This window comes from Frondihabitans sp. GW821-FHT04F02 (assembly GCF_059420045.1).
The window spans coordinates 476,254-491,122 of sequence record NZ_JBWKSZ010000002.1 but is presented as its reverse complement, the minus strand read 5'-3'; the positions used below and the strand labels follow the sequence as shown (position 1 = coordinate 491,122).

Genomic DNA, 14,869 nt, shown 5'->3' with positions numbered 1-14,869 from the left:
CGCCGCTCCCTGCAGTGGCGCTCCCCGCAGCGCCGCTTCGCTCAGCGCCGCTCCCCCACCAGCCCGTGCTCGTACGCGAAGACGACCACCTGAATCCGCCCCCGCAACCCGAGCTTCGACAGCACCGCGCGCACGTGCGACTTCACCGTGGCCTCCGTGACGTACTGGTCGCGGGCGATCTCGGCGTTGCTCAGGCCGCGCGCCACCAGCAGGAACGTCTCGCGCTCGCGGGCGGTGAGTCCGGCGAGCGCGTCGTCGCCCCGCTGGGGGACGACGCCGGCGGCTGCGAGTTCCTGCACCAGCCGAATCGCCTCCTCCTCCGTCGGCGCGGGCGCTCCGGCGGCAGCGGCCCGGATGGTGCCGAGCACGACGTCGGGCTCGGCGTCTTTGGTCAGAAAGGTGTACGCGCCCGCTGCGAGCGCAGCGTAGACGGCTTCGTCCTTCCTGATGGTCGTGAGGGCGATCACGCGAGGCGATCCGTCCAGGGGAGCCTGGCGCAGGATCCGCCTGGTGGCGTCGAGCCCCGACATGACCGGCATCCTGAGGTCCATCAGCACCAAGTCCGGCGCCTCGCGCTCGACCAGCTCGAGCGCGGCCTGCCCGTCGAGCGCGGCCCCCACGCAGACCAGGTCGGGCTGGGCCTCGAGCAGCATGGCCATGCCCGACGAGAACAGGCGCTGGTCGTCGACCACGGCGACGCGGACGGGTACGGCGGCGCGGGTCGCCCCGGCCGGGCTGGCTGCGGCCGTGTCGGCTGCGGCCGTGCTGGCTGCGGCCGTCTTGTCAGCGGCTGGCGTCACTGCGGACTCAGGCATTCTGGTGCCCCCGCGCGAGGGATCGCACCGTCGGCACGAACGCCGTGACCGCGAAGCGCAGGGTTCCTGACTCGTCGGCCGGCGCCGCAGGACCTGCGCGGAGCCATCCGCCCGAGAGCCGGGCGCGCTCCTTCATGCCGGCGATGCCGATGCCGGTGGGCGAGGGCTCCACGAGCGCAGCCTCCCCCTCCGAGAGGACCTCGAGACCGAGGCCGTTCTCGGTGCGGTCGAGCACGACGACGACGCGCGCCGACGACCCCGCGTGCTTGAGCGCGTTGGTGAGGCTCTCCTGCACGATCCGATAGACCGCGACCTCCTGCGCGGAGGTGAGGGCGACGCCGTCGCTCGCGCCGCTCTCCTGCAGGTCGATGCGCATGCCCACCTGGCGCATCTGGTCGACCAGCTCGGGGATGTCGTCGACGCCGAGCCGCGGCAGGATCACGTCACCCTCGCCCTGGATGCGCTCGACGAGGTTGCGGACGTCGACCAGGGCGGCCCGCGCCACCTCGGTCACGGTGCCGAGCGCCTCGGTGGCGACCTCCGGCCGGCGGGGGCTGAGGGCCGCAGCGCCCTGCGCCTGAGACACGATCACGGCGAGCGAATGCGCCAGCGAGTCGTGCACGTCGCGCGAGACGCGCGCGCGATCCTCCGAGAGGCGCAGCTCGACGTCCACGCGCTCGAGCTCGCTGCCTGACCATTCGACGTCGGTCCGGACGCGCGCGATGACCCACGAGATGCCGAACCCGATCGCCCAGGCGATGACGCCGAGCGAGATCGCGGCTAGGGCGAGAGTCAGAGCATCCGCACGCGGCGACTGGCCGGAGTCGGTCCACGACCCCCATTTGTACGGCCAGCGGGCGGTCGGGACGGCGGCGGCGAACGCGAACAGGAGACCTGAGACGACGACCGTCGGCAGGGCCAGCCAGCGGACCCGGAGCGGGGCGAAGGCCGCGACGAGAAGGACCGCGTAGGCCGCGGCTGCCGACGCCGGCCACGTCGTCGAGTCCGGAGGCTGGAGAAGGCCGAGCGCCTGGCAGAGCCCGACGACCAGGACGAGCCCCAGCGCGATGCGCGGCAGCCGCGCCGCCAGCCCGATGGCGATCGCGTAGAGCGAGAACATCAGGATGTTCGGCCCGAGCGGCCAGCGGCCGGACTCGGCGACGATCCAGAGGACCAGGTAGACGGCGCCGGCGGCCGGGGCCGCCGCATGTCGGAGGACGCGCAGGACTCGGAGCGTCGTCAGTCCGAAGACGGGATTGGTGGTCTGCATGGCTCCGACGGTACGGGCGAACGGGGCGGAGGACGCCTCTCGCGCCCCCTTTTCATCCCGACGGAGGAGGTGACGACTCGCCTCGTCCGGCGTCTCGCCGCGTGCACCGCAGGACCATTCCCCCTACTGGGGACTGTGGTGCGGCACACCGCGGACGTAGCTTCGTCGTGGGGGTCGCCCCGTCCCGATCACCGGGGAAGGAATCCATGATGGAACGAGAAGCGCACGGACGCGCACCGATGGCGAACACGACACGGAACTCCAACACGGCGCTGAACTTCAACACGGCGCTGAAGACCGCGGTCGCGGTCACCCTGACCGCGGTGACCATCGTCGCGCTGAGTCTGGCGAGCGTGAGCTCCGCCGACGCCGCCACCCGCGTGACCTTCACGTCGGCCGTCCCGACCTGGGCCACCACGACCAACCTGACCAGCTCCACCTCGGCGTCGACCGTCATCGAGGGCGAGATGTACTTGAAGCTGCGCGATGCCGCCGGCGCAGAGGCGGTCGCGCGCGCGGTGTCCGACCCGGCGAGCCCGCAGTTCAGGCAGTACGTCGCCCCCCAGGACTGGATCGACACGTACTCGCCGTCGCAGGCCGACTTCGACCAGGCCGTCGCGCAGGTGAAGGCCAACACGGGCATCACCGTCACCGGCACGCCGGCCAGCCGCTCCTACATCGTGTTCCGCGGCTCGGTCGCCGCCTTCAACAAGGCGTTCGACACCCGGATGGGAACCTACTCGGTGGCCGGCGTCACTCGGATCGCTCCGCAGTCGACGCCGTCGATCACCGGCACCGCCGCGCGAATCGTCTCGGGAATCACGCTCGACCAGAGCCGCTTCGCAAAGCCCGCCGCCGTCACGCGCGGCACCAGCACCGCCAAGTCGGTGGCCGCCCTGAACGCGTCCACGCCCAAGTCGGTGACGGTCAGCACGCCGTGCTCGTCGTACATCACGCAGAACTACGCGCGGTACCCCTCGACCCACGGCACCACGAGCGTCGCCACCGCGAACTGCGGCTACACGCCTCGTCAGATCCGCGCCGCCTACGGCACCACGACGAGATCCGGGGCCGGCCAGACCGTCGCGATCGTCGGCGCGTACGCGTCGCCCACCATCACGTCGGACGTCAACTCCTACGCGGCCTACCTCGGCGAACCGCAGCTCGCCAAGGGCCAGTACACCGATCTGTCGGCAGCCAGATCGACCTTCACCGACAAGGCCGCGTGCGGCCTTCCGAGCGGCTGGCAGAACGAGCAGACCCTCGATGTGCAGGCGGTTCACGCCGTTGCGCCGGCAGCCAGGATCCTCTACGTCGGCGCATCGAACTGCGGCGGCGCCATGGACATCGCGCTCTCGAAGATCCTCGACGAGGGCCTCGCGACCATCGTCAGCAACAGCTACGGGGGCGTCGGCGAGCCCACCGACTCCGATTCGGCGGACTCCGTCCAGGGCGACGTCAACCTCCACCTGCAAGCCGCCGCCGAAGGCATCGGCCTCTACTTCGCGTCGGGCGACGACGGCGACGAGAAGGCCAACTTCGGCTCCATCTCTCCTGACTTCCAGGCCTCCTCGCCGTGGGTCACCGCAGTCGGCGGCACGGCGATCGGCCTCTCCAAGACCAGCAGGCGCCTCTTCACCGTCGGCTGGGGCGACACCCTCGATCCGATCTCGAAGTCGGGCGGCAAGCTGACGTACAGGCACACGCTCCCGGGCAGGCAGTTCTTCGGCGGCTCCGGCGGCGGCCTCTCGGCGATCTTCATCACGCCGTCGTATCAGGAGGGCTTCGTGTCGAAAGGACGTCGCGCCGTGCCCGACATCGCCGCCCTGGCCGACCCGTTAACCGGATTCCTGATCGGCTACCGCCCCATCACGAACAACACCACCCTCTCCACCGGCTCGTTCGGCTTCGGCGTCGTCGGCGGAACGTCGCTCGCGACACCCATCGCCGCCGCGCAGATGGCGATCGTGCAGCAGCAGACCGGCGTCCGCGTCGGATTCGCGAACCCGTCGCTCTACGCTCTGAAGAAGGCGTCGTCGACCGCCATCACCGACGTGGCACCGCGGGGGCGCAGCACCGTGCTGGCCTACTCGAGCTCCGCGTACTCGTACGCGGTCACCCTCGACACCGACTCCAGCCTCAAGACGCGCGTCGGCTACGACACCGTCACGGGGCTCGGCGAGCTGGACGTCGACTCGGCAAACGACTTCATCGACCCCGCGGGCACGGGCTACTGACGGACTGGCCCTCGAACGGGGGGTCCGAGTCCGCCCAACCGCGCTTCGAACGGCTCCGAATCCCCTGAGCACAACGGCATCGATTCGGGTCCTGCCGTGAGTGCACACCCCGTAAGGGCCGGGGGCGAGATGGTCGGGAAGCCATTTCGCCCCGCAGGCCCCGTCTGACGGCGGGGCGCCTTTCGAGCGCCCCGCCCCAGTCGCCGAGAGTAGCTCCGGGCGCAGGAACTGGCCGTCGGCCGATCGACGACCGCCGAGCCCGAGGTGGCCCCGATCCGCAGCGAGCCGGAGAGAGGGTTCAGGCCCGGCGGAGTCGAGTTCCTGCGCCCCTGCTGTGAATGTTTTCAGCACTGCACGTTTGCAGTTGCGTAACTTTGCACGTGTGGCAAGAATTGACGCATGGTTCCCGAACAACTGGGTCTCCGCGATCGAAAGCGCGAAGAGACCCGCCGCCGCCTCGAAGCGGCTGCCGTCGAGCTCGTCCTGAGAGACGGGCTCGAGCACGCGACCGTCGATTCGATCAGCGCTCGCGCCGACGTCTCGTCGCGCACCTTCTTCAACTACTTCGACACCAAGGAGGACGCGGTCCTCGGCATCCACGACGCCGTGCTCACTCGGGAGTCGGTGACGGAGCACATCGCCGCAACGGACGGCGTCGATGTGCTGGAGTCCACGCTCGTGCTGCTGCTCTCGCTGATCCGCCCGTCCATCGAGGGCGCCGCGCTGCACGAGTCGCGCGTCGAGCTCCTGAGACGGCACCCCCAGCTGCTCTCGCGCCACATGGTGCAGATGACGCGCATGGTCGACGATCTCGTCGCCGCCGTCACGCGCATCCTCCAGCACGACCGCCCCGGCGTGACCCCGAGCCGCGCCGAGGCGGAGACCCTGCTCTCCCTCTGCGGCGGCGTCGTCCGCACCTCCGTGCGCGAGTGGATCGACGACGGGGCACCCGAGCCCGCCGACGTCGTCCGCACGCGCGCCATCGAACTCGTCCGCTCTCTCATCGAAAGAATCACATGACCACCGTCGCCCCCGCGCCCACGAGCGCCACCGGCACGTCGAAGCGCGGGATCCTGCTCGTCTTCGCCGGCCTCATGGTCACGATGCTGCTCGCATCGCTCGACCAGACCATCTTCTCGACGGCCCTGCCGACCATCGTCGGCGAGCTCCACGGCGTCGACCAGATGATCTGGGTCACGACCGCCTTCATCCTCGCCGAGACGATCGTGCTGCCCGTCTACGGCAAGCTCGGCGACCTCATCGGCCGCAAGAGCCTGTTCATCGTCGCGATCGGCATCTTCATCGGCGGGTCCGTGCTCGGCGGGCTCGCCGACTCCATGCCGTCGCTGATCGTGGCGCGCGCTATTCAGGGCCTCGGCGGCGGCGGTCTGATGATCCTCGCTCAGGCGATCATCGCCGACGTCGTCCCCGCCCGCGAGCGCGGCAAGTACATGGGGATCATGGGCGGCGTCTTCGCCTTCTCGAGCGTCGCCGGCCCGCTCCTCGGCGGTTTCTTCACCGACGGCATCGGCTGGCGCTGGGCGTTCTGGATGAACGTGCCGCTCGGCATCCTGTCGATCGCCCTCGCGGTGTTCTTCCTGAAGCTGCCGCGCCGCGCCGACCAGGGCAAGCCCCGGATCGACGCCTACGGCATGGCTCTGCTCGCCATCGCCTCCACCTGCCTCGTGCTCGTCACGACCTGGGGCGGCAACCAGTACGACTGGAACTCCCCGCAGATCATCGGCCTGTTCGCCGGCCTCGCGATCTCAGGATTCTCGTTCGTGATGGTCGAGCGCAGGACGGCCGAGCCGATCATGCCGATCCACCTCTTCAGGGCTCCGAACTTCGTCTTCACGACCGCAGCGACGCTGATCATCGGCATCGCGATGTTCGGATCGCTCGCCTACATCCCGACCTACCTCCAGATGGTCACCGGCTCGAACGCCACCCAGGCGGGCTTCCTGATGATCCCGATGATGGCGGGCCTTCTGATCACGTCGATCGCCGCCGGCCAGATCGTCTCGAAGACGGGCCGCTACAAGTGGTTCCCCGTCGTCGGCATGGTCATCGTCGCCGGAGCCCTCGCCCTCATGAGCACCATGACCGCCTCGACCGCGGTGTGGATCATGTGCCTTTACTTCGCCTTGATGGGCATCGGCCTGGGCCTTGCGATGCAGATCCTGACGCTCGTCGTGCAGAATACGTTCCCGCTTCGCGAGGTCGGGACCGCCACCGCCGCCAACAACTACTTCCGCCAGATCGGCGCCTCGCTCGGCGCCGCGGTGGTCGGCAGCATCTTCGTGTCGCGCCTGACCAGCCTCCTGAGCGAGAACCTGCCGCCCTCCTCGGCGGGCGCCACGGGCGGAACCGACTCCCTCACCCCCGAGCTCGTCAAGAACCTGCCGAGCGCGCTCAAGACCGCGGTGATCGACTCCTACAACGACGCGCTCACCCCGATCTTCCTGATCATGGTGCCGCTCGTGCTCCTGGCCGCCGTGCTGCTGCTCTTCGTGAAGGAGGTGCCGCTCGCGACGACTCTCGAGCAGTCGCCAGCCGAGGGCCTGTCGACAGGGTCGATCGCCGTCGTCCCCGCGACCGCCCAGGGCGACGACCGGGCGCAGGGCGACGACCGGGCGCAGGAACTCGAGACCGCCTCCCGCTCCACCGTCTGACCCCGCGTTCGCGCTGAGGGCGCCGGTCCGTCTGGGCCGGCGCCCTCTGCCGTGGCCGCGCCGCCGAGGCGCGTGTCGTGCGCGGGCTCGCGCCGTGCCGGCGGGGCCCGCGCCGGGGCGGGTGCCAGCTCAGGAATCCTGCACCGCCGCGCCCGCACACGCCGTGCTGCCCCGCGCCGCCGCCCCACGTTTCCTGATCCGCGCGCCGCGAGATGCGGGCCGTGCCGCGCCACGCCCGTGCCGCACCACGCCGCGCCCGCGGTCACCCGCGGGCGAATTCGCGCCCCACCCTCGGGCGACAGCCCGCGCGCCGCGTGGGCCGATGCGCTCGGACCGCGCTATGTCCCCCTGAATGCCGTCTTTCGATGTCCCTCGGGCGACGCCACACTCGGGGGATGTCCGATTCGCCCAGGCCCGCGCCCCGTGTCGCCCTCGTCGTCGTCTCCGCCGTCGCGGCGATGATCCTCGTCGCCGGCGGTGCCGTCGTGCTGTCGACCGGCGTCTCGGCCCCGTGGCTCGTCGCGGCGGCGGTCGTCCTGATCGTGAGCCTCACCTGGCTGGCGAGCCCGCGCAAGAAGTAGGGCGCAAGAAGTAGGGCGCGCCACCGGGGCGAGACAACCCGCCTGCCCCTCAAAACGTCGCGTCGCCCGTCGGGAAGATCGCTCCGCCTCTCAGGGAGGTCGCGTCGCCTAGCTCATCACGTGGTTGACGACGGGCGACTTCTCGCGGCGTCCACGACGCAGCTCGCGCGGAGTGGGCCCGAGCACGCGGCGCATGACCAGCGACGGGATCGCCCGGCGTCGGCCCTCGGGGGTACGCCAGGTCAGGACGGCCCTCGGCGCCTCCTCCGCCACGCGGATGCGCTCGAGGGCGCGGTTCCACGCCTTCTTCGCGGCGAAGACAGAGTAACCGTGCTGTTCGACGTCGCCGAGGCGCACCGTGCCGAGCACGTCGCCATCGAGATCGAGAAGCTCGACGTTCACGCCCTTGACGCTGCTGCCGGTGCGGTTCTCGACACGGACGTCGTACGCCGCGTAGCCCTTCTTAAACGACGTGGGCGAGAGGTGCTCGTGCGTCTTGGCGTCCAGCCAGTTGCTGAAGACGGTCACGACGAGGGGCGAGTCGCCCGGAGCGACCACCGGGACGGCGGCGTCCTCCTGCTTCTTGAGCGACCGAGCCGTGAGGCCGAGCGTGATGGCGAGGGGCGTGCCGACGACGACCGCTCCGATCGCCTTGAGCAGTGGCGCGACCATCAGCGGGTACCTCCAGAAGACAAGTCCATGCATCGATCTTGCACCCGATAGGCGTCGCCTTTCTCCACGGGATTCAGGTAATCCGCCAGACCGGGTACAAATCCGGCCCGCGAATCTTGGACGAGTCGACGAAAGTCCTGAGGCGGGCGCCGTGTTGAATAGGAGGCGGCCCGACCAGGCCGTGCACCGTTCGCCAAGGAGATCCACTCGCATGAAGCCCCTGCAGAACCGCCGCGTCGCCGTCACCGGGATCGGCGTGGTCACCCCGAACGGCGTCGGAGTCGACGCCTTCTGGAAGAGCCTCTTCGAGCCTGTCGCGCCGCTCGCCGTCCGCCGCGTCGACCAGGAGGCGCTCGACGCGCGCCGCCTGATGAGCCACAAGAACGCCAAGAACTCCGACATCGTGACGCGCATGGCCGTCGTCGCCGCCGATGAGGCGCTGCGCGACGCAGGTCTCCTCAAGATCGACCCGGACGCTCCGAACCCGTCGACCTCCGACACCGCCGAGCTGATCGACGGCATCGACCACGAGCGGGCGGCCGTGTCGCTCGGCACGGGCATGGGCGGAGTCCAGACGCTCGCCGACCAGATCCTGCTGCTGGATGCCAAGGGCGAGCGCCTCGTGTCGCCGCACCTCGTGCCCATGGTCATGCCGAACGCCCCGGCGGGCGCCATCAGCATCCGCTACGCCCTCCGGGGCGTGGCGACCACGATCTCGACGGCCTGCGCGGCCGGCACCGACGGCATCGCCGCCGGCGCCCGCATGATCGCCCAGGGCACGGCCGACCTCGTCGTCGCCGGCGGCACGGACTCGAGCCTGACGCCCGTCTGCCTCGCGGGCTTCGCCAACATGCGCGCGCTGTCGAAGACCGGAGTCGCCCGCCCGTTCGACCGCGACCGCGACGGCCTCGCCGCCAGCGAGGCGGCCGGCATGCTGATCCTCGAGCCCTACGACGATGCCGTCGCGCGCGGCGCCCGCATCTACATGACGATCGAGGGGGCGGCCTCGACCGCCGACGCCTACCACGTCACAGCTCCAGCACCAGGCGGCACCGGCGCCGAGCGCACCATGCGGCTCGCGCTGGAGGACGCCGGGCTCAGCCCCGAGCAGATCACCCACATCAACGCGCACGGCACGTCGACCGGCCTGAACGACAAGGCCGAGAGCGAGGCGGTGTCCCGCGTGTTCGAGGGCTCGCGCCCCGTCGTCACCAGCATCAAGGGCGTCACCGGACACTCGTTCGGCGCCGCCGGTGCCGTCGAGGCCGTGGCGGTCGCACTCACGATGGCCTCCGAGACCATCCCTCCCACGGCGAACCTCGAGAACCTCGATCCCGAGATCGACCTCGACATCCCGACGGAGGCCCGCGCCTGGACGCCGGGTCCCGTCCTGTCGAACAGCTTCGGCTTCGGCGGCCACAACGGCAGCCTGATCTTCGCGCCGGTCGCCTGATCGGCGAGCGCGGCGCCGAAGCTCTCGGCGGCGCGCACCTACACTGGCTCGTCGTGAGCCCCCATCAGCGACGGACGACCGCGGAGCCCCGCATCCCGCCCGCCGTGGCTTTTCTCGTCGCGCTCGCGCTGTACGCGACCCTTCCCGGCGATTCCGCGCCGATCCGTCATGCTGTGACACTGCTGGCCGTCCTCGCGGGCGTCCCCCTCGTCGTCCTGAACCCGCTCCGATACTCGCGTCAGGAACCCTGGTCTCGCGATCTCTCGGTCGGCCTGCACGGCGTCGTCGCGGCCGCCACCCTCGCCGCCCTCGGCGAGACCGTCGCCGGCCTCGTCATCCAGGGCACCCCACGGCTCCTCGTCGCCGCGCTCCAGGTCTGGGTCGCGATGGTCCTCTCGTTCTCGCTCCTCTACTGGCAGATCGACCGCGACGGACCCGTGGCCCGCCTCCACCCGGAGCTCCCCCATCGCCGGCGACCTGATTTCCGCTTCCGCGAACAGGGGGGCACCACTCCCTGGTCGGCCTGGTACGTCGACTATCTGCGCACGTCGTTCCGCACGGCGGTCGCCTTCATGACGGCCGACGCGACGCCGGTGTCGCGTCGGGCGAAGTGGCTGACGGCGGTCGAGTCGTTCGCGGGGTACGTGCTGATCGGCGTGGTGATCGCGCGGGCTGTGGCGCTCGTCGTGTGACCTCCGCACAGGCCGATCGGGCGCAGGAACTCGCCGTCCCGAGTTCCTGCGCCCCTCATCGCGGCCCTCCAACTAGTTCGACACCCGAACCATCGAGCGTAGAGTGAGCGCATGACCACTCCTGATCTCGTGCGCGCCGTCCGCGCCCTCGCGCGGGCGTCGCGCATCGTCGAGCGGGCCGCCGACGGGTTGAGCTTCGCCGACTACCGCGTCCTCGCCACGATCTCGTCGGGCGAGGAGCGCGCCTCGCGCCTGGCCCAGCGGCTCGAGATCGGCAAGCCGGCGATCAGCGCGACGGTCGACTCGCTGCACCGGCGCGGGCTGATCCGGCGTGACGCCGTGGAGGGCGACGGTCGCGCGACGTCGCTCGCGCTGACCGACCAGGGCTCTGAGCTGTTCGAGAGGATGGAGGGACGCATGGCGCGCCAGCTGGAGCTCGTGGCCGGCCGCGCCGACGATCCTGCCGCCCTGATCGCCGCCCTCGCCACCCTGAACGACGCCGTCGAGCGCACTGTTCAGGAGCGCCGCAGCGCCGAGACCGCGGCCGCGCAGTGAGCGCCGGCACGACCGAGAGCTCCTCGAAATCGGGATCGCCCACCACCTCTGCCGAGGGCTGGGTCCGCCGCCTCTGGCGCTACATGCTGCGACACCGCGCCAGCCTGATCATCTCGCTCGTCGCGTCGCTGGCCGGAAGCATCTGCCAGGTCGTCGTGCCGCTCATCGCGCGGCAGATCGTCGACGGCGTCATCGTCGAGAGGACCTCGCCGCTGGCCCCCTGGCTCGCCCTGATGGTGGCCCTGGCCGTCGCGAGCTTCGGCTTCACCTACCTGCGTCGGTACCGGGGCGGGCGAGTCGCCATCGAGGTGCAGAACGACCTCCGGACCGACATGCACGACCACCTGCAGCGGATGGACCAGTCGTCTCTCGACCGAATGTCGACCGGCCAGCTGGTCAGCCGCGCGAACTCCGACTCGTCCCTGGTGCAGAGCCTCCTGATGATGCTGCCCATCATGAGCGGCAACGTGATCCTGATGGTGCTGTCGCTCGTGGTGATGTTCACCCTGTCGCCGCTGCTGGCGCTCGTCAGCCTCGTGATGGTTCCGGCGCTCGTGATCATCGGCTACCGGATGCGCGCCAAGGTGCTCCCCGCCACCTGGGACGCCCAGCAGAAGGAGGGCGAGGTCGCTCAGATCGTCGACGAGGACGTCGCCGGAGTACGCGTCGTCAAGGCGTTCGGACGCGAGCGCCGCGAGGTCGAGACGATGTCGCGCGTCGCCACCGACGTGTACGGCGCCCAGATGCGGTCGGTGCGGATCCAGGCGCGGTTCCAGCCGCTGCTCGAGTCGATCCCGACGCTGGCTCAGGTCGCGATCCTCGCGCTCGGCGGCTGGCTCGCCATCGAGGGTCAGCTCACCATCGGCACGTTCCTCGCCTTCACCTCCTACATCGCCGCGCTCATGGCGCCGGCCCGCCAGCTCGCCGGCGTCCTCGCGATCGGCCAGCAGGCGCAGGTCGGCATCGAGCGCATCTTCCAGCTCATCGACCGCGAGCCCGGAATCCGCGACGCTCCGGACGCCGTGGTGCTCGACGCGGTCTCAGGAGATCTGCGCTTCGACGGCGTCGCCTTCTCGTACGACAGAGCCGCCGGCCACCCGGCCCTCGATGGCCTCGACCTGCACCTCAGATCCGGTGAGCGCGTCGCGCTGGTCGGCCCCAGCGGCAGCGGCAAGTCGACGGTCGCCGCGCTCGTCGCGCGCTTCCACGACCCCGACCGCGGCTCGATCTCGCTCGACGGACACGACCTTCGAGGAGTCACCCTGGCGTCGCTCCGGTCGTCGATCGGCATGGTGTTCGAAGAGAGCTTCCTGTTCTCCGACACCATCCGGGCCAACATCGCCTACGGCCGGCCGGACGCCGCCGACGACGACATCAGGAAGGCCGCGGCCACCGCCCAGGCACTCGAGTTCGTCGACGACCTGCCGAAGGGGTTCGACACGGTCGTCGGCGAACGCGGTCTCAGCCTGTCGGGCGGTCAGCGGCAGCGGATCGCCCTCGCCCGGGCGATCCTCGCCGACCCCCGGATCCTGATCCTCGACGACGCGACGAGCGCCATCGACGCCTCGACCGAGCAGGCCATCCACGACGGCCTTCGCGCCGAGCTCGCCGGGCGCACGGTCCTCCTGATCGCGCACCGCGAGTCGACGCTCCACCTCGCCGACCGGATCGTCGTGCTCGAGCACGGCCGGGTCGCCGCCGAAGGCACTCACGCCGAGCTCGCGGAGTCGAGCGCGCTCTACCGGGCGCTCATCACCGGGCAGTCGGAGGATCAGGAGTTCGGCGCCGCCGCAGCCGCGGCCAGCGGCGACGTAGACGCTCTGGCGGCCGGAATCCCTGAGACGGCGACCGCCCCGACACCGCAGTCCGCGCCGTCGGCCCAGGCCGTCCCTCGCGGCGGCCTCGGCGGCGGCCTGGGTGCCGGTGGCGGCCACGGCGGCTCCCGCGGCGCGGCGGCGCTCTTCGCGGCGACGCCCGAGCTCCTGGCCCGCGTCGAGGCGCTCGGCCCGGTGCGCGACGCGCCCTCCGTCGACCTCGCCGTCGAGACCCGCCAGGACCGCGGATTCTCGCTGCGCACCCTGCTCCGCGAGTTCCGGAAGCCCCTCTTGCTCGCCCTGGTGTTCGTCGTGATCGACGCCATCGCCGGCTTGATCGGGCCGTACCTGGTCAAGACGGGCATCGACTCCGGCGTGCAGAAGGGCTCGGAGCTGGTTCTGTTCGCCGCGGCCGGGGCGTTCCTGCTCGTCACGATCGTCGACCTGTTCGACGGCATGGCCGAGACCCTCGTGACCGGCCGGGCGGCCCAGCGCATCATGCTCAGCCTGCGGATCAGGATCTTCGCGCAGCTGCAGCGGCTGTCGCTCGACTTCTACGAGCGCGAGATGGCCGGGCGCGTCATGACGCGAATGACGACGGACGTCGACCAGTTCGAGGGTCTGATCCAGAACGGCCTGCTGTCGGCGCTCGTGTCGATCGTCACCTTCGTCGGCGTGGGCGTCGCGCTCGTCCTGATCGACGCCGAGCTCGGCCTCCTGACGCTCACCGTGGTCGTGCCCCTGGCTGTCGCCACCGTCGTGTTCCGTGCCCGGGCGGCCCTCCTCTACGACGTGGCGCGCGAGCGCATCGCCGTCGTGAACGCCGACTTCCAGGAGAGCCTCTCGGGTGTCCGCGAGTCGCAGGCGTTCACGCACGAGGCGGCCACGATGGCGCACTTCGCCCGCCTCGCCCGTCGGTTCGTCGACTCCCGGATCGCGGCACAGCGGCTGGTCGCCCTGTACTTCCCGTTCGTGCAGTTCCTGTCGGGAATCGCCGACGTGATCGTGCTCGGCGTCGGGGCCACCCTGATCGCCGACGGGAAGCTCACCTCCGGCGACCTCATCGCCTTCCTGCTCTACATCGGCATGTTCTTCTCCCCGATCCAGCAGCTGTCTCAGGTCTTCGACGCCTGGCAGCAGACGAGGGTCTCGGTGGCACGCATCGGCGACCTCATGGCGCTGGAGACCCTGACGCCGGAGGCGGCGACGCCCCTCCGGCCTGGACGCCTGGCCGGTCGCCTGCGACTGGAAGGGGTGGGGTTCTCCTACCCGGTGCTCTCCGCGATGCCGACCGGCGGCGACCGTCGCGGGCCGTCCGACGCCCGCTCGCTCGTCGTCGACGCGGGCATCGTGCCGAAGGCGCCCGAGGCGCTGCACGACATCGAGCTCGATATCCCGGCCGGCGAGACGATCGCGCTCGTCGGCGAGACGGGAGCCGGCAAGTCCACCGTCATGAAGCTCCTCGCTCGCTTCTACGACCCCGACCAGGGCGCGGTCACGATCGACGGCCACGACCTCCGGGAGCTCGACCTGCGGGAGTTCCGGACGCAGCTCGGCTACGTTCCGCAGGAGGCGTTCCTGTTCACCGGGACCGTCCGAGACAACATCGCGTACGGCCGGACCGACGCCTCTCAGGACGACGTCGAACGCGCTGCCCGAGCCGTCGGCGCGCACGAGTTCGTGATGGAGCTGCCCGGCGGCTACGACCACCGGCTCACGGAGCGCGGCCGCTCCCTCTCGGCTGGACACCGGCAGCTGATCGCGCTCGCCCGCGCCGAGCTCGTCGACCCCGTCGTGCTCCTGCTCGACGAGGCGACGTCGAACCTCGACCTCCTGACCGAGGCGCGCGTGACCCGGGCGATGCACCGTGTGGCCCGCGGCCGCACCACGGTGGTGATCGCGCACCGCCTGCAGACGGCGCGCGCCGCCGACCGCATCGGCGTGCTCTCGGGCGGGCGGCTCGTCGAGGTGGGCACGCACGACGAGCTCCTGGAGCGGGAGGGACGCTACGCGAGCATGTGGCGGGCGTACGAGGCGGTCGAGGTCGGGTAGGCGGCGAGACGCGCGGAAAGCGCGCGGGTGACCGACCCGAGTTCCTGCGCCCGATT

11 protein-coding genes are annotated in these 14,869 nt (G+C 70.7%); 8 read left to right on the top strand and 3 right to left on the bottom strand.

The window, feature by feature from the left end; translation table 11 throughout:
* Window positions 1-41 precede the first annotated feature (41 nt).
* Together AC07TY_RS07445 and AC07TY_RS07440 are read right to left on the bottom strand one after the other, a co-directional pair.
* Complete coding sequence (locus AC07TY_RS07445; RefSeq protein ID WP_494784884.1) at window positions 42-800, bottom strand: response regulator; 759 nt, start codon at window positions 798-800, stop codon at window positions 42-44.
* 7 nt (window positions 801-807) lie between these two features.
* A complete protein-coding gene (locus AC07TY_RS07440; protein WP_494784883.1) occupies window positions 808-2,085 on the bottom strand; it encodes a sensor histidine kinase in 1,278 nt (425 codons plus the stop codon).
* Window positions 2,086-2,324: 239 nt separating this feature from the next.
* On the opposite strand from AC07TY_RS07440, the gene AC07TY_RS07435 reads away from it, so the two are divergent.
* From AC07TY_RS07435 to AC07TY_RS07420, 4 genes are all read left to right on the top strand, one after another.
* The gene (locus AC07TY_RS07435; protein ID WP_494784882.1) at window positions 2,325-4,322 is read left to right on the top strand and encodes a S53 family peptidase; all 1,998 of its coding nucleotides are present in this window, start codon (window positions 2,325-2,327) and stop codon (window positions 4,320-4,322) included.
* 399 nt (window positions 4,323-4,721) lie between these two features.
* Window positions 4,722-5,342, top strand: a complete 621-nt coding sequence (locus AC07TY_RS07430) for a TetR/AcrR family transcriptional regulator (RefSeq protein ID WP_123505366.1) — start codon at window positions 4,722-4,724, stop codon at window positions 5,340-5,342.
* Window positions 5,339-6,994, top strand: coding sequence for an MDR family MFS transporter (locus AC07TY_RS07425; protein ID WP_494784881.1), 1,656 nt, complete (start codon window positions 5,339-5,341; stop codon window positions 6,992-6,994). Before AC07TY_RS07430 ends, AC07TY_RS07425 begins: the two co-directional genes overlap by 4 nt.
* A 395-nt stretch (window positions 6,995-7,389) precedes the next feature.
* Complete coding sequence (locus AC07TY_RS07420) at window positions 7,390-7,575, top strand: hypothetical protein (protein ID WP_123505368.1); 186 nt, start codon at window positions 7,390-7,392, stop codon at window positions 7,573-7,575.
* Between the two features lie 108 nt (window positions 7,576-7,683).
* Here AC07TY_RS07420 and AC07TY_RS07415 read toward each other — a convergent pair whose 3' ends face one another.
* Window positions 7,684-8,247, bottom strand: coding sequence for a hypothetical protein (locus AC07TY_RS07415; protein ID WP_494784880.1), 564 nt, complete (start codon window positions 8,245-8,247; stop codon window positions 7,684-7,686).
* 211 nt (window positions 8,248-8,458) lie between these two features.
* Between AC07TY_RS07415 and AC07TY_RS07410 the strand changes: the two genes are divergently transcribed.
* The 4 genes from AC07TY_RS07410 to AC07TY_RS07395 all read left to right on the top strand — a co-directional run bounded on the left by AC07TY_RS07410 (window position 8,459) and on the right by AC07TY_RS07395 (window position 14,813).
* Window positions 8,459-9,700 (top strand): beta-ketoacyl-[acyl-carrier-protein] synthase family protein, encoded by a 1,242-nt coding sequence (locus AC07TY_RS07410; protein ID WP_488624606.1) that lies wholly within the window; start codon window positions 8,459-8,461, stop codon window positions 9,698-9,700.
* 53 nt (window positions 9,701-9,753) lie between these two features.
* Complete coding sequence (locus AC07TY_RS07405; protein ID WP_494784879.1) at window positions 9,754-10,392, top strand: hypothetical protein; 639 nt, start codon at window positions 9,754-9,756, stop codon at window positions 10,390-10,392.
* 111 nt (window positions 10,393-10,503) lie between these two features.
* Window positions 10,504-10,947, top strand: a complete 444-nt coding sequence (locus AC07TY_RS07400) for a MarR family winged helix-turn-helix transcriptional regulator (protein WP_494784878.1) — start codon at window positions 10,504-10,506, stop codon at window positions 10,945-10,947.
* Window positions 10,944-14,813 carry an ABC transporter ATP-binding protein gene (locus AC07TY_RS07395; RefSeq protein ID WP_494784877.1) on the top strand — a complete coding sequence of 1,290 codons (3,870 nt, stop codon included), beginning with the start codon at window positions 10,944-10,946 and terminating at the stop codon, window positions 14,811-14,813. The genes AC07TY_RS07400 and AC07TY_RS07395 overlap by 4 nt, the downstream gene beginning before the upstream one ends.
* Window positions 14,814-14,869: the final 56 nt, after the last annotated feature.

Coding starts and splice junctions, on each gene's coding strand:
- AC07TY_RS07425 (WP_494784881.1), top strand. CDS start 5,339: ATGACCACCGTCGCCCCCGCGCCCACGAGCGCCACCGGCACGTCGAAG.
- AC07TY_RS07400 (WP_494784878.1), top strand. CDS start 10,504: ATGACCACTCCTGATCTCGTGCGCGCCGTCCGCGCCCTCGCGCGGGCG.
- AC07TY_RS07410 (WP_488624606.1), top strand. CDS start 8,459: ATGAAGCCCCTGCAGAACCGCCGCGTCGCCGTCACCGGGATCGGCGTG.
- AC07TY_RS07430 (WP_123505366.1), top strand. CDS start 4,722: ATGGTTCCCGAACAACTGGGTCTCCGCGATCGAAAGCGCGAAGAGACC.
- AC07TY_RS07415 (WP_494784880.1), bottom strand. CDS start 8,247: ATGGTCGCGCCACTGCTCAAGGCGATCGGAGCGGTCGTCGTCGGCACG.
- AC07TY_RS07435 (WP_494784882.1), top strand. CDS start 2,325: ATGGCGAACACGACACGGAACTCCAACACGGCGCTGAACTTCAACACG.
- AC07TY_RS07420 (WP_123505368.1), top strand. CDS start 7,390: ATGTCCGATTCGCCCAGGCCCGCGCCCCGTGTCGCCCTCGTCGTCGTC.
- AC07TY_RS07440 (WP_494784883.1), bottom strand. CDS start 2,085: ATGCAGACCACCAATCCCGTCTTCGGACTGACGACGCTCCGAGTCCTG.